General features: G+C 38.2%; 14 protein-coding genes. 8 read left to right on the forward strand and 6 right to left on the reverse strand.

Annotation, left to right across the window (positions count from 1 at the left end; all coding sequences use genetic code 11):
* Positions 1-385 precede the first annotated feature (385 nt).
* Positions 386-1,657, reverse strand: a complete 1,272-nt coding sequence (locus AC1EJ5_RS00300; RefSeq protein WP_308749645.1) for a glucose-6-phosphate isomerase — start codon at positions 1,655-1,657, stop codon at positions 386-388.
* 353 nt (positions 1,658-2,010) lie between these two features.
* On the opposite strand from AC1EJ5_RS00300, the gene rbr reads away from it, so the two are divergent.
* Together rbr and nagB are read left to right on the forward strand one after the other, a co-directional pair.
* On the forward strand, positions 2,011-2,604 hold the full coding sequence (rbr, locus tag AC1EJ5_RS00305) for a rubrerythrin (RefSeq protein WP_223418241.1): 594 nt from the start codon (positions 2,011-2,013) through the stop codon (positions 2,602-2,604).
* A gap of 252 nt (positions 2,605-2,856) precedes the next feature.
* The gene (gene nagB / locus AC1EJ5_RS00310) at positions 2,857-3,579 is read left to right on the forward strand and encodes a glucosamine-6-phosphate deaminase (RefSeq protein ID WP_348937414.1); all 723 of its coding nucleotides are present in this window, start codon (positions 2,857-2,859) and stop codon (positions 3,577-3,579) included.
* 423 nt (positions 3,580-4,002) lie between these two features.
* On the opposite strand, the gene AC1EJ5_RS00315 is transcribed toward nagB, so the two are convergent.
* Positions 4,003-4,467 carry a hypothetical protein gene (locus AC1EJ5_RS00315; RefSeq protein ID WP_479813836.1) on the reverse strand — a complete coding sequence of 155 codons (465 nt, stop codon included), beginning with the start codon at positions 4,465-4,467 and terminating at the stop codon, positions 4,003-4,005.
* A gap of 1 nt (position 4,468) precedes the next feature.
* Positions 4,469-4,984, reverse strand: a complete 516-nt coding sequence (locus tag AC1EJ5_RS00320; protein ID WP_223418237.1) for an LURP-one-related/scramblase family protein — start codon at positions 4,982-4,984, stop codon at positions 4,469-4,471.
* A gap of 77 nt (positions 4,985-5,061) precedes the next feature.
* On the opposite strand from AC1EJ5_RS00320, the gene AC1EJ5_RS00325 reads away from it, so the two are divergent.
* Positions 5,062-6,087: a M42 family metallopeptidase gene (locus tag AC1EJ5_RS00325; RefSeq protein WP_479813838.1), complete on the forward strand. Its 1,026-nt coding sequence runs from the start codon at positions 5,062-5,064 to the stop codon at positions 6,085-6,087.
* Positions 6,088-6,279: 192 nt separating this feature from the next.
* Here AC1EJ5_RS00325 and AC1EJ5_RS00330 read toward each other — a convergent pair whose 3' ends face one another.
* A complete protein-coding gene (locus tag AC1EJ5_RS00330) occupies positions 6,280-12,126 on the reverse strand; it encodes a G5 domain-containing protein (protein WP_479813840.1) in 5,847 nt (1,948 codons plus the stop codon).
* Between the two features lie 318 nt (positions 12,127-12,444).
* Between AC1EJ5_RS00330 and AC1EJ5_RS00335 the strand changes: the two genes are divergently transcribed.
* Complete coding sequence (locus tag AC1EJ5_RS00335) at positions 12,445-12,921, forward strand: pyridoxamine 5'-phosphate oxidase family protein (RefSeq protein ID WP_479813842.1); 477 nt, start codon at positions 12,445-12,447, stop codon at positions 12,919-12,921.
* A gap of 43 nt (positions 12,922-12,964) precedes the next feature.
* Here the strand turns inward: AC1EJ5_RS00335 and pepF are convergent, their stop codons facing one another.
* A complete protein-coding gene (gene pepF, locus AC1EJ5_RS00340) occupies positions 12,965-14,764 on the reverse strand; it encodes an oligoendopeptidase F (RefSeq protein WP_479813844.1) in 1,800 nt (599 codons plus the stop codon).
* Positions 14,765-15,007: 243 nt separating this feature from the next.
* Positions 15,008-15,154, reverse strand: coding sequence for a hypothetical protein (locus AC1EJ5_RS00345; RefSeq protein ID WP_308749313.1), 147 nt, complete (start codon positions 15,152-15,154; stop codon positions 15,008-15,010).
* Positions 15,155-15,282: 128 nt separating this feature from the next.
* Here AC1EJ5_RS00345 and AC1EJ5_RS00350 point away from each other — a divergent pair, with 128 nt between their 5' ends.
* The 4 genes from AC1EJ5_RS00350 (at position 15,283) to AC1EJ5_RS00365 (ending at position 20,656) form a co-directional block, all read left to right on the forward strand.
* Complete coding sequence (locus AC1EJ5_RS00350) at positions 15,283-16,515, forward strand: aminopeptidase (RefSeq protein WP_479813846.1); 1,233 nt, start codon at positions 15,283-15,285, stop codon at positions 16,513-16,515.
* 331 nt (positions 16,516-16,846) lie between these two features.
* On the forward strand, positions 16,847-17,353 hold the full coding sequence (locus AC1EJ5_RS00355) for an NADH-quinone oxidoreductase subunit NuoE family protein (protein WP_308749311.1): 507 nt from the start codon (positions 16,847-16,849) through the stop codon (positions 17,351-17,353).
* On the forward strand, positions 17,337-18,911 hold the full coding sequence (locus AC1EJ5_RS00360) for an NADH-ubiquinone oxidoreductase-F iron-sulfur binding region domain-containing protein (protein WP_479813848.1): 1,575 nt from the start codon (positions 17,337-17,339) through the stop codon (positions 18,909-18,911). The genes AC1EJ5_RS00355 and AC1EJ5_RS00360 overlap by 17 nt, the downstream gene beginning before the upstream one ends.
* A gap of 8 nt (positions 18,912-18,919) precedes the next feature.
* A complete protein-coding gene (locus AC1EJ5_RS00365) occupies positions 18,920-20,656 on the forward strand; it encodes an NADH-dependent [FeFe] hydrogenase, group A6 (protein WP_479813850.1) in 1,737 nt (578 codons plus the stop codon).
* Positions 20,657-20,672 lie beyond the last annotated feature (16 nt).

A 20,672-nucleotide genomic window follows, 5' to 3' on the forward strand; every position in this document is an offset into this window, starting at 1 on the left:
TATAAAATAATTACTTTTACTAAGATTGTCCCAAGCTCATAGCGCCATCCCGACAGAAAGAGCGAAGCGACTGACGAGGGATCGTATGGCTTAGGGACAAAAAGATTCGAAGAGTTTTCCCAGGCCAACTATAAACTAGGTCTGATCGTAAATTCAAGAGACCTTTATAAAAGCTGTTGAAAAGAAGATAAATTAAAAAGACCTCACTTGAGGTCTTTTTGTATTGATGAAAATTTCTATCTAGCGACTCACAAAAATAGATGCTCCTTTTCGTCGCATAAATTTTTGTTCCCTGCATAAGGTTTCTCATCAATCTATCTTCACACTTCGTGTTCGATATATTGTGAGAACCGCAAAAAAATCGCTTACGATTTTTTTGCTACCATTAATATCCAGGTTTTCCTAGTAGTTTAAACATTGCTGTCTTGTAGGCTTCTACTCCTGGTTGGTTGAATGGGTTTACCCCTAGCATGTAGCCTGATACTCCTACTGCTATTTCAAAGAAATAGAAGAGTTCTGCTAGTTTTCTTTCGTTGATTTTTTCTAGTTTTATTCTGATGTTTGGAACTCCGCCTTCTACGTGGGCCATTGTTGTGCCTTCCATAGCTTGTTTGTTGACGTAGGACATATTTTTGCCTGCTAGGAAGTTTAGACCGTCAAGGTTTTCGGCGTCTTCTTTGATTGTGATGTCTCTGTTTGGATTTTCAACTTCGATTACTGTTTCAAAGATATTTCTCTTACCATCTTGGATCATTTGGCCCATAGAGTGAAGGTCTGTTGTGTTTGACACGCTTGCTGGGAAGATTCCCTTGCCGTCCTTGCCTTCGCTTTCTCCGTAAAGTTGCTTCCACCATTCTGCCACATAGGCGAGTTTTGGTTCGTAGTTTAGTAAGATTTCAATATCTTTTCCATTTTCATGTAGCATATTTCTTACTGCGGCATATTTGATGGCGTCATTTTCCATAGATTTATTTGTATATTTTTCTCTACCATCAGCAAAACCTGCCATAAATTCGTCTATATCAACGCCTGCTACTGCAAGTGGTAAAAGACCTACTGCAGATATTACAGAAAATCTGCCGCCGATGTCATCTGGCACTACAAAGCTTTCAAAACCTTCTGTATCAGCAAGTTGCTTCAAAGCTCCCTTGGCCTTATCTGTTGTGGCAAAAATCCTTCCTTTTGCTTCTTCTTTACCATATTTTTCTTCTATGGCTTCTCTAAGGATCCTAAAAGCGATGGCAGGCTCTGTTGTTGTACCTGATTTTGAGATTACATTTAGGGAATAATCCTTATCTTTTAGGTAGTCTAAGAGGTCTGCAAGGTATTCTCCAGAAATTTGGTTGCCTGCATAGATGATTTCTGTTTTTCTTTTTGAATTGAAATAAGAATCACAAGCCACATCTACAGCCTTGATACCAAGGTAAGATCCACCTATACCAATTGAAACAAGGACGTCAGAATTTTCACGAATCCTTGCTGCAGCTTTCTTAATTCTTTCAAACTCGTCTTTGTCGTAGTCAACTGGCCTATCAATCCAGCCTAGAAAGTCGTTTCCTTCGCCGTCTTTGTTCATAAGAGTGTCAAAAGCGGCAAGGGCCCTTTCTTCGTATTTTCCTATATTATCTAAATTAACATTGCTAAAATCTAATTTCATATAGCCTCCTTTTGTTACTCCTAATTATACCTCAATTTGCCACGATAGAGAAAAACCATTCAAGTTGATATTTTAAAATAATCAATAATTTTGGATATTATACAAATTGATAATTATTATCACTTCTCTAGACTAATAGGCAAACACTCAAAATCCATAAAATATTTAGAAGAATTAGGTTTTAATAAACAGCTAAAATCAAATATTTAAAACGGTTGCAAAGATATAATGATAATGATTATACATATCAAGTTTAGATTCATTAAAAGATTAGAATCATTCTTGACAAAACGAATAATTAACAATATAGTATGAATATCAGGAAATGAAATAATATTATAAAGGAGATTATTATGGCAGAACTAAAGGGAACAAAAACAGCACAAAACTTAATCACATCTTTTGTTGGTGAATCACAAGCAAACATGAGATATACATATGCTGCAAAAACTGCAGAAAAAGAAGGTTATAGACAAATCGCTGAAATTTTCAGAGAAACAGCTAGAAACGAAAGAGAGCACGCAGCAAGATTCTATAAATTCCTAAGAGAAGAATTCAAACTTGAAACAATCGAACTTACAGAAGGTTATACAGCTTGGCCAGTAATTTGGCATGACACATTAACAAACCTTCAAGGCGCTATCGATGGTGAAAACGAAGAATGTGAAGATATGTATCCAGCATTTGCAGACGTAGCAGAAGAAGAAGGCTTTGACGAAATCGCTAGAGCATTCAGAAACATCGCTAAGGCTGAAGGTGCACATAGAGATAGGTATCAAAAACTACACGATAACGTAGAAAACGGCACAGTATTCGAAAAAGAAGAATCAGTAATCTGGAAATGTGGAAACTGTGGTTTCTTATATGAAGGCAAAAAAGCTCCAAAGATCTGCCCAGCATGCCACCACCCACAAGAATGGTTTGAAGTAGCAGCATTCAATTATTAAAACAAACACAAAACCCGGCCTAGGTCGGGTTTTTTATTTTGCCTATTATGGTAAAATCATAATATAGGGTACTAGTATATTAGTAGTAATGAACGTAATGTTTTTAGAATCGATGCTCGTATTCCTCGCATCGGTCCTAAAAAATTACATAAGGTTTCTCATCAATCTATCTTCACACTTCGTGTTCGATATATTGTGAGAACCATAAAAATTTTACCTATAAAATTTTTATTACCATTAAAGGAGAATTAAATGAAAGTAATAGTATGCAAAGATTATGAAGATATGAGCAAAAAAGCCAGTGAGTTTGTAATAAATTACATGATGGAAAAACCACAAATAAAGTTTGGTTTTGCAACAGGTTCAAGCCCAATAGGTCTATATAAAAACCTTATTGCTGCTCAAAAAGATGGGGAAATTTCTTTTAAATATGCAAAAAGTGTGAATTTGGATGAATACGTAGGCATAGATCCATCAAACGACCAATCTTATTCATATTTCATGCACAAAAACCTCTTTGACCACGTAGCTATCAAGAAGGAAAACATCCACCTACCATCTGCATCAGAAGCAGACGAAAAATACGCCGAAAAATACAGAAAAGAACTAGAAGAATTTGGCCAAAGAGACATCCAAATCTTGGGTCTTGGAGTAAACGGCCACATAGCTTTCAATGAACCAGCAGAAAAGCTTAATAAATACGCATCTATCGTTGAACTAGACCAATCAACCATAGAAGCCAACTCAAGATTTTTCGAAAATGAAGAAGACGTGCCAAAATACGCCCTATCAATGGGACTTGCAGAAATTTTCGACGCAAAAACAATAATAGTCCTAGCCAACGGCAAAAATAAACATGAGGCAGTAAAAAGACTTTTAAACGACGAAAAAATCACAACCGACCTCCCTTGTGGACTTTTAAATTTACACCCAAATGTGTATTTGTTTGTAGATGAAGAAGCTTACAATGGCTAGGTGATAAATTTTAAATATTTTACACTAAAAAGACGAGTGGTTAGGCTCGTCTTTTTTTGGTTATTCCATGCTTTTATTACGAATATAATATTACTATCAATATACTAATCGTTCTAATTTTTCATTTAAAGATAAAACCACTTACTTATAAATAAAATAGTATAATAATAATGTTATCATCGGCCCACAGGGTGGGAGGAGGTGAGATCATGCAATTTATTATGACTATCATTGCCACTGTCACAGCAAATGTAGTTGGTTACTACATTTGCAAATGGCTAGACAGAATTTTGGATGATGATAATTAGCCTTTAAAAAAGACGAGCGGGTAGGCTCGTCTTTTTTGGTTAAGACCATGCTTTTATTACGACTATCATGGTTACTATTAATATACCCACTAAGTCTATTTTTTCAATATTTCCCTTAATTTATCACATTCACCTTCTGGTTTTTAAGCATCTTTACAAGTTCTTTTTCTTTAGCGAAGGCGAAGCTCATGTTATCTTGGCTGTTGGCGGTTTTTAGGTAGACCATCAAGAGGAGATTTTTGTTGGCCCTTGATAGGGTGACTGACCTTATTTCGTCTAGGGGCACTTTTTTGTTTATGAAGGGGTTTAGCTTGTTGGTAAATACATATCCATCGCTAAAGCCCCTGGATATGGTCCCTGTGTAGTTCCAAAATATCATGGCAAGGGATATGGAGATCGAGTTTATTAGGTAAGGTCTAAATACCCAATGGTAAATGATAAACATGACCACCATCATACCTAGAACTGCCAGGTCTGTTGTAGTGAATTTTACTTTTTCTTTGATTTGCCCGAACAAGTACATGTTATAAAGTCCAGCCAAGGCAAATATGGCAGATAGGATGAAAATTAATTGTGGCATCTTATTGTCCTCCTCCTGAGGCAGTCGCAGCTGCGGCGCCTTCCTCGTCGTCTTGGATTTTATTTAGGCAAATTACGAGGGCTATCATGGCTAGGGTGTAGTCCTCGTCATAAACTGTAAGGGCGTATTGGTCGGTAAGTGAAAGAAATTTCCTGTTAACCTCACCAATCTTTTGCCCATCAAGACTTATTAGAAAATTATAGTCCCAAATGGATCCCTTAAGATTTATTGTCCCAAAATCGGTGTCCACATCAATAGACTTTCTAAGCAGGGTAAATCTCTGATTTATAACCATTTCTGACCCGTCTTCAAAGTTTACAAAAAACTTTGGCAAAAGAGATAGGATTTTCTTTTCGATTCTAAAAAGCCTTTGTCTATCAGGTCCATAGACCGCTGCCCTGTAGCCCATAAAGGTGAAATCTTGGTCGAGATAAAAACAATCTCTTCCATCTTCGTCCTTTATCCAATACTTATCTGTGATTTTAAAGAATTTTTCCTTAAAAATATATCTTTTCATTTTATCTTCCTTTATTAATTTTCTACTTACCATATAATATGATTATTGATATTATACTATAAGAGGAGGAGAAAAAAATGGAAATCTCTACAATTACTAAATATATAGAAAATCTTGTAAATACCCCATCACCAACAGGTTTTACTAAGCTTGCTGAAAAATATTTGATGGATGAATTTAGAAAATTAGGCTATGCACCATACCAAAATAACAAGGGCAATGTTATTGTCCCAATTAACGAAATGGAGGGCGATAATGGTCTCTTGCTTTCTGCCCACATTGATACCTTGGGTCTTATGGTAAGGTCAATTAAGGCCAACGGAGCCCTCAGGGTTACCACACTCGGTGGTTTCCCACTAAATTTTGTAGAATTTGAAAATGTCAAAATCCACACCAGAGATGGCAAAGAATATACAGGTGTGGTTAGGCTAAATAACCCGGCTGTTCACGGATCATCTGACCCAAGAGAAGCCAAACGTGATGATACAACCATGGAAGTCGTAATCGACGCTATAACCCATTCAAAAGAAGAAACCGAAAAGCTTGGCATAGGAAACGGCGATTTTATTTCCCTTGACCCAAGATTTAGGATAGACAACGGCTTTGTCAAAAGTCGCCACCTTGATGATAAGGCATCCGCAGGAGTCCTTCTTGCACTAGCCAAGAAGATCAAGGATAAAAATATAAAGATAAATCGTCCACTTTATATGATGTTTACAATCTACGAAGAAGTAGGCCATGGGGCTGCATCCGGCCATCCAGCAGGCATAAGAGATATGGTAGCAGTAGACATGGGAGTAGTTCACGATGATCTTACTTGCGATGAACTAAAATTATCAATCTGCGCCAAAGACTCATCTGGCCCATACAACTACGACTTAACAAACGACCTAGTTGCCATAGCCAAGGACCTTAACCTAGACTACGGACTCGATATCTACCCATTCTACGGATCAGACGCCTCAGCCGCAGTATCAAGCGACTACGACTACAGACACGCCCTAGTGGGATGCGGGGTCGCAGCAAGCCACGGTTATGAGAGGACCCACGAAAAAGCAATCAAATCACTTTTTGATTTGTTGGTAAACCTTGTGGGTAAATAACTTCTAGAATATTATTTTGATATAAAACCAAGTTTTTTGTATTTAAGATTTTTAAAATCTTAGGTAAAAAGCTTGGTTTTTTTATTTGGAATAAGCTATCATTTTATTTTTAATATAAAAACAAAAATCAAGTTAATCTTAGATAAAAAAAGAGAGCATTTTTGCTCTCTCTTTTATCTATTAAATCAGATTTTATTCATCTTCTTTTTTCTTTTTCTTTGTTGCAAGAAGTCCCGCTATAGAAATGCCCATACTTGTTAGTATTGGGGCAACTGATCCTATACCGGTCTTTGGATTGGTTGATTTGGCATTTCCTAAAACTGCTTGTTCTTTTGTTTTCTTAGACATCTCATCAGAGACATTTTCTTTGTTCTCTTCTCTAACTTTTCCATCCTCACTAGGATTTTCTATTGGACCTTCTGGTGTCTTCGGAGTTTCCTTGTCTGGTGTTTTTCCTGGCTCAGCCGGAGTCTCACCTGGTTTTCCTGGTTCAAGTGGTTTCTCAGGTGTTTCACCTGGTTTTCCTGGCCTACCTGGCTCGCTTGGCTTACCTGGTTCTTCAGGATTAGCTGGATTTATTGGTCCGTTTGGTTTATCTTCTCCTGTTCTTCCTGGATTTGTTGGGTCAGTTGGGTCTGTCGGATTTTCATTTCCGCCTGGATTTGTTGGATCAGTTGGATTACTTGGATTGTCATTATCTCCTGGCTTTGGAGTTGGAGTTGGAAGTTTGCAAAGAGTACCATACTTAATAATCTTCTTAACAGGTTGTTCTGATATTTCGTCCTTTCTTTCACCAACTTCCTTACTATTTTCAATAGTAATTGTTGTTTTCTTTTTACCAAGTTTACCATCTTGTATTACTTTTGTTTCACCAGCTGCCATTGTATCATCCGGAACAAATTCAACTTCATAAGGAATGTCAGTTTCAACAGTTACTTTTCCTTCAGTCTTAGAACCATATTCATAGACTGCATTGGTTGGTTCAGTTCTAGTTACCTTTGTTTCAAGTTTTCCAGTTTCCTTGTTGAAGGTAGTTGTAATAGTAACTTTTCCTGGAGTACCTTCCTTAATTAATCTGGTTGTACCTGCTTCAAGATTTGGATTGTGGGTGTAGGTTGTATCTTGTGGAATCTCTTCAACTTTTTCAACAGGTTTAACACCAATTCTAACTTTTCTATCTTCTTTTTCAGTGATAGTTTCAGTTGATTCAGAAGTTTCTCCTGTTCCGTCAGTAATTTTTGTAGTAATAGTTACTTTTTCCTTACCAACTTTGCCTTCTCTTTCTACAACTTCTTTTCCTGCATCCATAGTATCGTCATAGATATATTTAGTTTCAAAAGGTATTTCTCTATCTACGGTTTTTACTGTTGAGCTTTCCGCAACTTTGGTACCTATACGGACAATATGGTTTTTAGGTTGAGAGTTTATTTTTTCATTTAGTTGCTTTGGATCTCCATCTGGTTGACCGTTCTTAATATTTTGTTCATAATAAGTTGTCTTAGATCCGGCTTCGCCTTTTTGGTCTACAATTTTTTCACCTTTAGCAAGATTTGGATCTTCTTTAATTTCTACTTCAAATGGTAGTGGACAAGTTTTTTCATACTTGTAAGTTCCTGTAAAGTCTTTGGTACCTACAATAATCTTTTGGGTAGCTTCTGTGACTTTTTCTTCTTCAGTAGTTGTCACTTCCCCTGTCTTTGGATCGTATTTGTTGACAGTCTTTATTTCTACCTTGCCCTTAGTTAGTTCGCCAACCTTGACTACACCCTTGTCTAAATTTTTGTCGTAAACATATTCAACTTTAACATTAACATCTTTGTTATAGTCTTTATTATTTTCAGCCGGTTTTGTACCAACTTTAATTACTTGTTGAGTAGGATCTGTTGTTGATGTTACTTCAGATTGAAGCTTACCATCAGCTTCGCCGTTTTTAACTGCTTGAGTGTATTTTGTTGTCTTGGATCCGGTTTTTCCTTTTGTAACTACTTCGCTTGTGCCGGCTATCATAGTTGGATCTTCAACGATTTTTACATCATAAGGAATTTCCTCTGTCACTTCGTGGCTAACATTTCCTGTAAAGTCTTTCTTTCCAACTCTTATTTTTGCATTAACGGGCTTTTCTTCATTAGTTACACTTGCAGAACCTTCAACTACTTCTGAATTTTTTATAGTCCATTCAGTTGTTTTTGAGCCTTCTTTTCCTTCTACATCAATGACATATTCTCCAGCCTTTAAGTTAGAATCGTATTCGATTTCATACTTATACGGAAGTTTTTCTGTATAAGAGTGTTTACCATCTGTCATAGTACCTACTCTTATAATTTGGTTTTTAACTTTTTTGGTTTGTTCAGAAACCGGATCATCGCTACTTTCAACTACTCCATTCACTAAATGTTTCTTGGTTTTAGTAACTGTTTCACCATTTTCTCCAGGTTGATCAATTACTTTTTCTCCAGCTTTAAGAGTATTATCAAAAACTATTTCTGTTTCATAAGGATCGATATTCTTAACTACTTCTTCATATTCTCCGGTAAAGTCTTTAGTTCCAAAGGTTACCTTTCTCTTTCCTGGAATTACTTCAATCTTTTCAGTAGTTTCAATTTTTCCTGTTTCAGGATTATATTCATTAACAACTTTTGTTATAACCTTGCCCGGTACCAAAGCTTCAATGTTACGATAGCCTTTTGGTTTTGTATTGTCGTAAACATATTCTACTTCAACACCAACTTCACGTTCATAGGTCTTCTCGTTATTTGCCGGTTTTGTACCGATTTCTATAATTTCTTCTTGTGGAGCAACGTATTTGTCAGCTACTTCTTTTTCTGTAAATTGTGTACCTTCTTTTAACTCACCATTAAAGATTTCTCCACTATATTCAAAGGTCTTAGAACCTGCAACGCCTTTTTGCTTAACATTGGATTTGCCTGCTTCAAGTTCTGGATTTTCTTTAATTATAACTTTATATGGCACTTCTTTAGTCACTGTGTTTGTCACAGTTCCTGTGTAGTCTTTTTGACCAACTTTAATTACAGCGTCTACTGGTTCAGTTTTATCAATTTTTGGATCGCCAACTTTTTCTGAATTGACAATAGTCCAAGTCTTTGTATTTTCTCCTTCTTTACCGGGTGTAACAATCTTGTAGTTTTCTGTTGCATCCGGATAGTTTTTGTAGAAGTCAGGGTCGAATTCTACCTTGTATCCAAATGGAATCTTGTCTGTATCGACGATTTGACCTTGAGTCTTGGTACCGATTTTGATCTTTTTATTCTTAGCCTCTTTAGTAACATTTTTATTTACAGTAATTGTTCCGTCTTCATTTCTTGTTGTGGTAATGGTCACTTCGCCTTTTTCACCATCATTTACAAGTTCGGTTTTTCCTGCTTCTAGGTTGTTATCAACTTCATATTCTGTATCAAATGGGATTTCTACTTTAGTTGAAGCCGGCTTTGTACCAATTTTTATGATTCTTTTTGTAGGTTCTTTTACCGTTTCAACTACAATTTTGCTTTCGCCTTCTTTAAAAGTTCCATCTTGTTGGAAAATACCTTTTTTGCCATTTAGGGTATCTTGGACGAAAGTTATCTTTAGTTCTCCCTTTTGACCAGCTTGTGTTTCTTTGAAGTAGCCTTCCGGCAGACTTTCATCATATTCGACTTCTGTTTCAAAAGGTATTGGCGAAGTTGTCGTTTCATTGGTTAAAGTCTTGTGTTGCTTTGTGGCAATAAATTGAGCTTTGATTTCTTCAGTTTTTTCTTTCCCTGTCGTTTGGTCAGTATATTTTACTTTAACAGGAACAGTCAGTTTTTCGCCACCATTGATTTCCTTACCATCAGGAAGCTTTGCCGGAAGAGTTGCTGTTACAGTACCTGTTGTTTGGTCAATAGATACCTTCCAAACATTGCCCTTGTTATCCTTAAAGGTATCACCAATCAGCTCGTAGGACTCTGGTTGGTTTTTCTTTAAGTCCTCTTCGCTTTTTGTAATGATTGGCTTATTGACTAAGGTATTTCCTTGTGGTCCTACCTCTGCCAGGTATTCCGGTCTATTGTTGTTTGTTTCTTGGACAACAAAGTGGAACCAGTGGGTGTCTGTAGATCCATTTGTGTAAGTGTATTCAACAGGTAGGGCTAAGAAATCACCGGCCTTGGCTTGTTTTGGAGCTCTTATTGTAAACTTGGAAATATTGTCAGACTTACCAACAACCGTCCAACGCTTGTCTGCGTAATCGTCGCTTGTGATAAATTCCTTATAATCAACTCCTAAATCATCAGCTATTTGTTTGTTGGCTATATCAAGAAATTCTCCTTTTAGTTTGCCTGATGCTTCTCCACGACTATAAGCGCCGTCCATCTCTGCACCAGTTTTTTGAGTTCCACCAGTTTCTGCCGGTTCTTTTATCTCGACACTAAAGTCTTCACCGGGAAACACCCTTGTAGAAGTATGTTCATCAAGTTTATTACCCTCTTGATCTTTAAAGTCTTGATCATAGTAGCGTGTGTCATCAAGGTTTAGCTTAAGCTTACCGATTAAGTTGTAGTGGTCGTAGCGGTCGATGCCTTGCTTATCTATGGTTACATCAGTTCCTTTGTGGTTGATGGTTTCTGATCCTGCGCCTGTCCCTACATAGGTACCTGTTTCACCATTTTTGCCCGGTGTTTCAGCTATGGTTTTAAATTCTCCAGCAGTTCTTGGTCTAGCAAAGAATTTAACATCCAGGTTTTGAATGCCTTTGTAGTCTTTTGTGTTAAAAATTGAATCTTCATTTACTACATACTTACCATCTGCATTTTTCTTAAGGGCACCTTCCGGCATTTGGATATGGATGCTGCCATCATCAGCTATATAGGCCCTTGCTCCCGGTACAACAGCACCTGTAATCGGGTTATAGACTTGACCTACCAGTCGATCCTTGGCGTTTGCGTCAATATTGTCTACCTTAACACCGGTATTGATGTCTTGGCCCTTGACAAATACTTTTTCATTGTATTCGCCATTTAGCTTCATTAATTGAAGTTTGTCATTTTCATTTGGCCATGGGTTGACCTTGTAGGTTATGGCGAAGCTTTCGTCGAAATACTTTTTTTGCGGATTATCTTTAGTGTAGTTATCCTTCATACCAATAACAGTGGTGTCATTGTCCTTGCTGTTGATATGCTTTAGGGTTTCTTCACTTGCTTCGTAGTTATATAATTTTTGTCTTTTTCCTGATATATCACCATCTTCATCTGGCTTGTAAGTAACATCAGGAGAATCAGGAGTAAGTTTTTCTCCTTCTCCCATCATTGGCTTATCCCCTGCCTTTACAGGAACAAGGCCGGAATCTGTTACAACAATTTTAGTATAGGTTCTTTGGCCGGTTTTCTTATCGATAGAAATTACATAACCATATTCCGTCTTGCTTGGGGAAGTTGGTGATGGGTTTAAGGTATCAAATTTGAAACCGTCTTTTGCTACTCCCTTATCGGTAACAACATTTTCGACTATTGTAGATCCTGGTGTAAGGTCAGTTTCCTTATAACGTTCGCTGTCACTATAGTTTTTGATATTTTTTTCTTCTTCAGTATAGTTTGGCTCAGTAGATTCTGTTGGAGCTTTTTGAGCTCCCGCTTGTATCTCTTCGCCAATTTCTATTTCTTTACCACCAGTTTGCTCTGTTTGAGGTGTTGCTGGTTGTTCTTTTTCATTTTCTGCATTTACTGGAGCGGCTCCAGAGTTTTGATTTGGTAAATCAGCTTCTGCATTACTTTTATAAGCGGTAGGAGTTTTTTCCTCTTCACTTTTTTTATTATCTAACTCAGTATTTTCTGCCTCAGTTGTAGGGTTATCTTTGGATTTATTTGTTGTTTCCTCGCTTGTAGGAGAACTTCCATTTTCACCCTCAGCGACACTAATCTGATCTTTCTGCTCAGCTATCGGAAGATTAACATCTTCAGTTTGAACTTGCGCACTAACTTGGTCATTAGCTTCGGCCACATTTGCCCCTGCTAGGACAAAGGAAGCTGATAAGGCTATGGCAAGGAGGTTTTGTTTCTTGTTCATATTTTCCCTTTCTTCGTTTTATCTTGATTTTAAATTTATCTAACAAAACATTGTCTACAAAACACATTGTGTTAGGTTTATCATACTTAATTTTAAAAAATATTTCAAGTCAAAAATGGCTTAAATACAAGTCTTTGAGAGATTTCTCTCTATATATATCAACTCTTTATCATGATAGCAAATTTCGTTTTATTTATGTGTTTATAAATTTTGTAATAAAATAAATGTAAATGGATATTGTTGTATTTTGTTGGGATTTGCTCTTATTTACTAAGAATTAAAGTATAATTCTAGTAAATATATTCTGTGGAGGATTAGATGTTTAGAAAAATTAGAAAAGTAAAAAATGAATTGAGTCCAGAAAGAACAAGGGAAGTCCTTCATAAGGCAGCAAGGGGAGTCCTTTCTCTACATGGAGATGACGGTTATCCTTACGGTTTGCCTTTAAATTACGTCTATGATGAGGAAAACCAGGCCCTTTATTTTCACGGCACCAAGACTGGTTACAAGATTGATTGCATAAAGAAAGATCCTAAGGCTTGTTTTACTGCCATCCTGGAAGAAGGGATTTCAGAAGACGGCTGGTCAAAAAACACAGCATCAGTCGTAGCCTACGGCCTAGTTGAAGAAATAGAAGACCAAGAATTTGCCAGAGAAGCAATGATAAACTTAGCCAAAAAATATTACCCAAATATGGAATTAGTAGATGAAAATATGGCGGCTAGCTTTAAAAATACAAAGATGTTGGCTTTTCATATTGCCTATATGACTGGAAAAAAAGTGAACGAAAGATAGGCTATCTTGGATAAAAAACCTCCCAAATTTGGGAGGTTTTCTCTTACTTATACATATTTAGTTTTTTCAAAAGTCCATCAATTTCATAAACGATTTGTCCGATAAAGTCGATTGCGTCTTCTATTGGTTTTGTTGTTGTCATGTCAACACCAGCGGCTTTGGCTAAGTCTATTGGTCCCATAGATCCGCCTAGTTTTAGGACTTCTAGCCATTGTTTCCTGTCTTCTTCAGTGCCGTGGACTATTTTTTCTGAAATAGCTGTACCGATTGTGAGGCCTGCTTGGTAGGTGAAGGAATAAAGTCCCATGTAGTAGTGTGGTTGTCTCATCCATGTGAGTTCTGCTCCTTCATTTAAGACTACAGAATCGCCCCAGAATTTTTCTAGTTTTTCTTTAAAAATAGCGTTAAAATCTGCAGCTGAGAGGCTTTCGCCCTTTTCTACACGTCTATAAACTTCTCTTTGGAAGGCTGCTTCTAAGTAGTGGGTTACGAAGTTATGGTAGTAGGTCTTGCCAATCATGGTTGATAGGACCCAAAGTTTTTCTCTGTCATCTTTGGCCTTTTTAAGGAGATATCTTTCCATGGTGATTTCGTTGGCTGTTGATGGAGCTTCGACGAAATACATGGACATATCGCATGATAGGGCGTTTTGGTTGGCGTTTGAAAGGATTCCTTGGCCGGCGTGGCCTAGTTCGTGGGCAAGGGTCATAACTTGGCTCATTGAGTTGTTATAAGTGGTCATGATAAATGGGTGGGATGGATAAGGAGATGAGCAGAAAGCACCTGTTCTCTTGCCGATATTTTGAGAATAATCTATCCACCTATCTTCAAAGGCCTTTTTCATGTAGCCGATATATTCTTCTCCGAGTGGAGATAGTCCGTCAACTATATAGTCTCTCGCTTCTTCTATAGAAACTTGTGGTTCATATTCTGGGTCTATGGCAAGTTTTAAATCTGCATAGGTCATCTCGTCTAGACCGTAGTGGTTTTTGATGATTGTTGCATATTTTCTCATAATTGGAGCGAGTTTTTCCATAATTATGTCAATATGGTTTTCGTAAACATCAAAGTCCACGTCTTGGCGGGCTAGAAGATAGTGAAATACTGATTCATAGCCACGAAGATCAGCCATTATCTTTTCGTTTTGGATAAGGTTGTTATAAACTGAAGCGTCAGCGTTTTGGTAAGCTCCTAAAACCTTGTGATAATCAGCAAAGGCCCTTCTTCTTAATTCTGTGTCGGTTTCGCCTTCGAGGTATTCTTCGAAAGTGTTGTGGTTAAGGACGACCTCCTCGCCATTGTGGTCGATGTTTTCAAACTTCATATCCCCATATCTCATGTCGTTGTAATTTGTATATGGAGCATCAAAGGTTGGGGCAAGGGCAGCAAGGGCTGCTTCTGTTTTCTCATCTAAGAGATATTTGGCAGTTTCCTTTACTCTTTTTAGGTAATAAGCGTAGTCTGGATGATTTTCTATAACTTCATCCAAGATTTTGCCGTCAACTTTGACAAGGGCAGAATCATAGAAAGAAAGTTTTGCAAAAATCTTAGAAACTTCGCTTCCAAATTTGGCATCTCTTTTTGCCATAGCATCGTCTGTGGCATCTGTTTCCTTAGAAATTCCAGAAAAAGTACCAAGACCGTCTGTAAGGGAAATTATATCAGAATAAGCCTCAAGAGAATTATAAACATCCTCGCTAGTCTTAAGAACTGAATATTTTTCCTTAAAAGCATCAGCCATTCCAGCTAATTTTTCAAGATCAGCATAAAAAGCTTCATCAGAAGCGTAAAGGTCTTCGATGGCCCAAGTTTCCTTAGGGTCAACATCACATCTTTTTTTCATTTTTTCTCCTCTCATAAAAAATAATTTTTAATTCGTTTTAACTATTAACTATTATATCACTTTGTTCGCTTAGATAAAGATTTTAGTCTTAAGTAAAAAAACTTATCTATTATAAGTAAAAAAATAATGTTATTGAAATTCCACCCTAAATAAGTATAATAATATTAACCATGAATTCCAGAGATATTGCATGGTCTCAACCAAAAAAAGACGAGCCCGCTTTGCTCGTCTTTTTTATTTATGCTAATTATCATCATTGATTTTGCTATCTAGCCATTTGCAAACATAGTAACCAACTACACTTGCTGCGATAGACAAAATGAATTCCAAAAATTCTCGCATGCTCTCACCTCCCTTCCATGCTAAAAGGGCTGATGATAACTGCTTCATTATACTCCATTATTTATCTTTCTTCGATATTGATGTTTTGAAAGAATTATTAAATCTATATTTTAAGAATGATATGAAATTTTTATAAAAGGTATAATATATAAAACTATTTATATAAGGGAGGAAATATGCAAAAAAGAATAGAAAATTTTGCCAGGATTGCTGTTGAGTTTGGTGTTAATGTGCAAAATGGGGAGGATGTTTTAATTTCATCTCCTGTGGAATCGCCTGAACTTGCTCGTCTTATGACTAAGGCAGCTTATGAAAAAGGAGCTCGTGCTGTTTCTGTAAATTGGGTTGACGATGCCCTTACTAGGTTTGCCTACGAATACGAAAGCCAGGAAACACTTAACGAAGTTCCTGACTGGGTTGTGGAAAAATCTCGCTATCAGATTGCTGAAAAGAGGTCAAACAGGATTTCTATTGTATCTGATGATCCAGATTTACTCAAAGGTCTTGATGAGGCTAAGATTTCTGAAGCTGTCAAGGCTCGTTCCCTAAAATTGAAGGACTTTGTTAAATACACCATGAATGATATTGTATCTTGGCTTGTGATTTCAGTTCCTTCTGTAAAATGGGCAGAAAAAGTATTCCCAGACCTTAAGGGCGAGGCTGCTTGCGATAAGCTTTGGGAAGTTATCCTTGATGTGTGCAGGGTTTCCGAATCTTGGGAAGAAACTAAGAAAAATTGGGAAGACCACATTAAGACACTTGATGATAAGGCTGACTTTTTAAATAGCCACCAATTTGACTATGTCCATTACAAATCAACTAATGGTACAGATCTTAAGGTGAAATTACCAAAAAATCACATTTGGATGTCTGCAGGATCTAAGAATGCAAAGGGCGACAGGTTTATTCCAAATATGCCAACTGAAGAAGTCTTTACAGCTCCACAATACAACGGGGTTGACGGCAGGCTTGTGGCTACAAAACCTCTTGTTTACAATGGTGTGGTTATAAATCACTTTGAATTTACATTTAAAGACGGAAAGGTGATTGACTTTGATGCCAAAGAAGGCAAGGATACTTTAGCCAAGATGCTAGATTCTGATGAGGGCTCTAAAAACCTCGGAGAAATCGCCCTAGTGCCTTATGATAGTCCAATTTCAAATTCAAATATCTTATTCTACAACACACTTTTTGACGAAAATGCCTCTTGCCACTTTGCCCTAGGCAAGGCCTATCCAACCTGTGTTGAAGGCGGAGCTGACCTTGACGATAGCGAAGTAAATTCAGTAGGCCTAAATGATTCCCTAATCCACGAAGATTTCATGGTTGGCGATAAGGACCTTGAAATAATAGGCTACAAAAACGGCCAAGCTTTCCCAATATTTAAGGACGGCAACTGGGCATTTTAAGTAAATTTTAATTTGAAGAGACTTGGAAGATGTTTTTCAAGTCTTTTTTTGTTGTTATATTGAAAACGATTTTAATAATTATTATCAATCTTTAAACAATAATGAACTTAGGTGTTGAAATTGTTTTCATATTCTGATATTATGAAATTATAGAATATTAATAAGGAAGGTAATCTTTTTCAATGAACGCTCCTTTTCGTCGCGTTCTTATGAAAAAATTACATAAGGTTTTTCATCAATTTATATTTCGTGCTTTGCGCTCGTATATATTGTGAAGACCATAAAAATTTTGCCTTCAAAATTTTTATTACCATTAATAGGAGGTTAAGCTATGAGTTTTTGTTTTAAGAAAGATCAGGAAAAGTTTGATCAATTTGTAGAATTCTTGGATGCTAACAAGGACAAAAAGGGCGCTGTTATGCCGATTCTGCAGAAGGCTCAGGAAATTTTTTCCTATATACCGGAAGAAATTGTGGACCTCATGGCCCTAAGGATGGGCGTCCACTCTTCAGAAATTTACGGTGTGGCAAGTTTTTATTCCCAATTTTCCTTTATTCCAAAGGGAGAACATGAGATTTGCGTTTGCTTGGGCACAGCTTGCTATGTCAAAGGCTCTGATAAAATCCTTTCTGACCTTGAAAATGAGCTTGGAATCAAGGTTGGCGAGACCACACCAGATGGCAAGATTAGCCTTGCCGAGGCTAGGTGCATAGGCGAATGCGGAATAGCACCTGTTTTGAGTATTGATTCATCAAAAAATATCGGCAATGTGACTAAGGGCATGGCAGCTGATATCATCAAGGAAGTTTTGGAGGAAAAAGATGAAGTCGAGGCTTGAAAATATCAAAAAGGATGGATTTGCCAAGCTTATTTCTAGGCTTGATCCAGAAAATTATTACATAGACGGCGAAGACATAAGGCTTAAGGGCGAATTTTATCAAAAACAAACCAGGCTTGTTTTGAGAAACTGCGGCATAATTGACCCTGGATCAATAGAAGAATACATAGGCCGTGACGGATATTTTGCCCTAGAAAAGGCCATTTACGACATGACCAGGGAAGAAATTATAAAGGTCGTCACAGACTCAGGCCTTAGGGGCAGGGGCGGAGCAGGTTTTCCGGCTGGTCGCAAGTGGGAAACTGCCTTTAAACAAGATGTCGATACGAAATACATAATTTGTAACGCTGACGAGGGCGACCCAGGTGCCTTTATGGATAGGTCAGTTCTTGAAAATGACCCTCATTCAGTCCTTGAGGCCATGGCGATTTGTGCCAGAGCTGTTGGTGCAAACCAAGGTTTTATCTACGTTAGGGCCGAATATCCAAAGGCAGTCAAGGCCTTAAGGCACGCCATAGAAGACGCTAAGAAATACAATTTGCTTGGGGAAAATATCCTAGGATCAGATTTTTCCTTCGATATTGACCTAAGGCTTGGAGCTGGAGCCTTTGTTTGTGGCGAGGGTACAGCCCTTATGGAATCAATCGAGGGCAAGCGTGGCCAGCCAAGAAACAAGGAATTTAGGACAACAGTCAAGGGTCTTTGGGGAAAACCTACTGTAATTAATAATGTTGAAACTTTGGCAAATGTGGCCCAAATTATCCTAAAAGGAGCGGATTATTTTAGGGCCTACGGTACAGAAAAATCCCCAGGAACCAAGGTCTTTGCCCTAGTTGGCAAGGTCAAACATTCTGGCCTTGTAGAAGTGCCAATGGGTACATCCATTAAGACCATTGTCTACGACATAGGCAAGGGCATCCAAAATGACAAGGAAGCCAAGGCCGTCCAAACCGGTGGCCCATCAGGCGGTTGCATACCAAAATCACTTTTTGACACAGGTTGCGATTTCGAATCCCTAAAGGAAATTGGCTCTATAATGGGATCTGGCGGCATGGTTGTCATGGACGAAGACGACTGCATGGTGGATGTGGCGAGATTTTTCCTAGAATTTTCTGTGGATGAATCTTGCGGCAAGTGCACACCTTGTAGGATTGGAAATAAAAGGCTCCTTGAAATGCTTGATTTAATCGTAACAGGAAAGGCCGGCGAGGAAACACTTTTTAAACTCAAAGAGCTATCAGAAATTGTCTCTGAAACCAGCCTTTGCGGTCTGGGCCAATCTTCGCCAAACCCAGTCCTTTCAACAATGAACTATTTTTATGACGAATACCTAGCCCACGTTGGCAATGTCAAAACCTGCCCTGCAAAAAGGTGCAAAGATTTGCTTTCCTACGAGATTACAGATACATGTATCGGCTGTACCAAGTGTGCCAAGGCATGTCCTGTTGGGGCGGTCTTTGGCAAAGCCAGGGAAGTCCACCATATAGACAAAAAAGTCTGCATCAAGTGCGGCACTTGCATGGATAATTGCCCAGTTAAGGCCATAGTTTTATGCTAGGAGGAGACATGATTAAATTAAAAATAAATGACACAGAAATAGAAGTCAGGGAAAAAACCACCCTTTTATCAGCTGCTAAGGCTTTAAATATCAATATTCCTACCCTTTGTCATATGGACCTATCTGGCATCAATTTTGTAAATAAACTCGCATCTTGCAGGGTTTGCCTGGTAGAAGATGTGAAAAAAGGAAATCTTATCCCAGCTTGTGCCACTTTTGCCAAGGATGGCATGGAAATCAGGACCGATAGCCAAAGGGTAATTAGGGCAAGGCGTGCTGTCGTGGAATTAATCCTCTCAGACCATCCGACTGATTGCCTTAAATGTGCGAAAAATCTCGACTGCCAGCTTCAAAAGCTAGCGGCAGACTTAAATATTAGGGAAATAAAATATCCGGGAGAAAAGAGAAATCTACCAATAGACGATTCGTCTTATTCTCTTGTGAGAGATCCGAATAAGTGCATACTTTGTAGACGCTGTGAGACTATGTGTAACGAAGTGCAGACTGTGGGCGCCCTTGCAGAAATCGGTCGCGGTTTTATGACCCATGTCGGTTCGACTTTTAATAGACCAATGTTTGATACAACTTGCACCTTCTGCGGCCAGTGCCTGGCTGTGTGTCCAACTGGAGCCCTTACTGAAAAATCAAATGTTTCAGAAGTTTGGAAAATCCTCCATAGGAAAAACCACGACGACCTTGTAATTGTTCAGGTTGCCCCAGCTGTGAGGGTGGCTTTGGGCGAAGAATTTGGCCTAGAACCAGGAACTGAAGTTACAGGCCAGATGGTGACAGCCCTTAGAAATCTCGGTTTTGACAGGGTTTTTGATACAAACTTTGCAGCAGACCTCACAATCATGGAAGAAGCCCACGAATTTATAGAAAGGCTTGGTGAGGGCAAACCAATCCTCACTTCATGTTGCCCAGGTTGGGTAAATTTTATGGAACACCAATTTTCTGACCTTATTGATATTCCATCAACTTGCAAGTCTCCTCACGAGATGTTTGGGGCCATTGCTAAATCCTATTATGCAGAAAAAATTGGTATGGACCCAGCAAAGATAACCGTAGTTTCAGTCATGCCTTGTATTGCTAAAAAATACGAGGTAAAAAGGGATGAACTCAACGAAGAAGGCTTCTCCGATGTTGATATAGTAATCACAACCAGAGAGCTTGCCTCAATGATCAAGGAAGCTGGTATTGATCTTATTAATACCGAAAAGTCTGATTTTGATAATCCTTTGGGCGAATCTACAGGCGGCGGCACAATTTTTGGTGCAAGCGGCGGCGTAATCGAAGCCACAATCAGGACTGCCTACGACACTCTCACAGGCGAAAGCCTTGATAAGGTCGAATATGAGGAATTAAGGGGCCTTAGGGGAGTTAAAAAGGCGGTTGTAAATATAAATGGCAAGGAAATTCACATTGGAGTTGTAAACGGTCTTGGCAATACAAGGAAAATCTTAGAAAAAATCCGCGCAGGCGTTGAAAAACTCGACGCCATAGAGGTAATGGCTTGCCCTGGCGGTTGTGTAGGTGGCGGTGGCCAACCTTACCACAAGGGAGACCTAACAATCCTAAAGAAAAGAGCCGAGGGCCTTTATTCCATAGATAAGGAAAAAACCTACAGAAAATCTTACGAAAATCCATCAATCAAAAAACTCTACGAGGAATATTTAGGCGAGCCGGGCAGCGAACGTGCTCACGAACTACTCCACACCTCCTATAAGGAAAGGCCAAGATATTAAAAATATAATGGTGCCG

This window comes from Anaerococcus sp. C0059F3 (assembly GCF_056590475.1).

What these genes read in the sequence shown, in the direction of transcription:
- AC1EJ5_RS00330 (WP_479813840.1), bottom strand. Translation starts at nt 12,126, where the DNA reads ATGAACAAGAAACAAAACCTCCTTGCCATAGCCTTATCAGCTTCCTTT.
- AC1EJ5_RS00365 (WP_479813850.1), top strand. Translation starts at nt 18,920, where the DNA reads ATGATTAAATTAAAAATAAATGACACAGAAATAGAAGTCAGGGAAAAA.
- AC1EJ5_RS00335 (WP_479813842.1), top strand. Translation starts at nt 12,445, where the DNA reads ATGTTTAGAAAAATTAGAAAAGTAAAAAATGAATTGAGTCCAGAAAGA.
- AC1EJ5_RS00345 (WP_308749313.1), bottom strand. Translation starts at nt 15,154, where the DNA reads ATGAAGCAGTTATCATCAGCCCTTTTAGCATGGAAGGGAGGTGAGAGC.
- AC1EJ5_RS00350 (WP_479813846.1), top strand. Translation starts at nt 15,283, where the DNA reads ATGCAAAAAAGAATAGAAAATTTTGCCAGGATTGCTGTTGAGTTTGGT.
- AC1EJ5_RS00325 (WP_479813838.1), top strand. Translation starts at nt 5,062, where the DNA reads ATGGAAATCTCTACAATTACTAAATATATAGAAAATCTTGTAAATACC.
- pepF (WP_479813844.1), bottom strand. Translation starts at nt 14,764, where the DNA reads ATGAAAAAAAGATGTGATGTTGACCCTAAGGAAACTTGGGCCATCGAA.
- AC1EJ5_RS00360 (WP_479813848.1), top strand. Translation starts at nt 17,337, where the DNA reads ATGAAGTCGAGGCTTGAAAATATCAAAAAGGATGGATTTGCCAAGCTT.
- AC1EJ5_RS00315 (WP_479813836.1), bottom strand. Translation starts at nt 4,467, where the DNA reads ATGCCACAATTAATTTTCATCCTATCTGCCATATTTGCCTTGGCTGGA.
- nagB (WP_348937414.1), top strand. Translation starts at nt 2,857, where the DNA reads ATGAAAGTAATAGTATGCAAAGATTATGAAGATATGAGCAAAAAAGCC.
- AC1EJ5_RS00300 (WP_308749645.1), bottom strand. Translation starts at nt 1,657, where the DNA reads ATGAAATTAGATTTTAGCAATGTTAATTTAGATAATATAGGAAAATAC.
- AC1EJ5_RS00320 (WP_223418237.1), bottom strand. Translation starts at nt 4,984, where the DNA reads ATGAAAAGATATATTTTTAAGGAAAAATTCTTTAAAATCACAGATAAG.
- rbr (WP_223418241.1), top strand. Translation starts at nt 2,011, where the DNA reads ATGGCAGAACTAAAGGGAACAAAAACAGCACAAAACTTAATCACATCT.
- AC1EJ5_RS00355 (WP_308749311.1), top strand. Translation starts at nt 16,847, where the DNA reads ATGAGTTTTTGTTTTAAGAAAGATCAGGAAAAGTTTGATCAATTTGTA.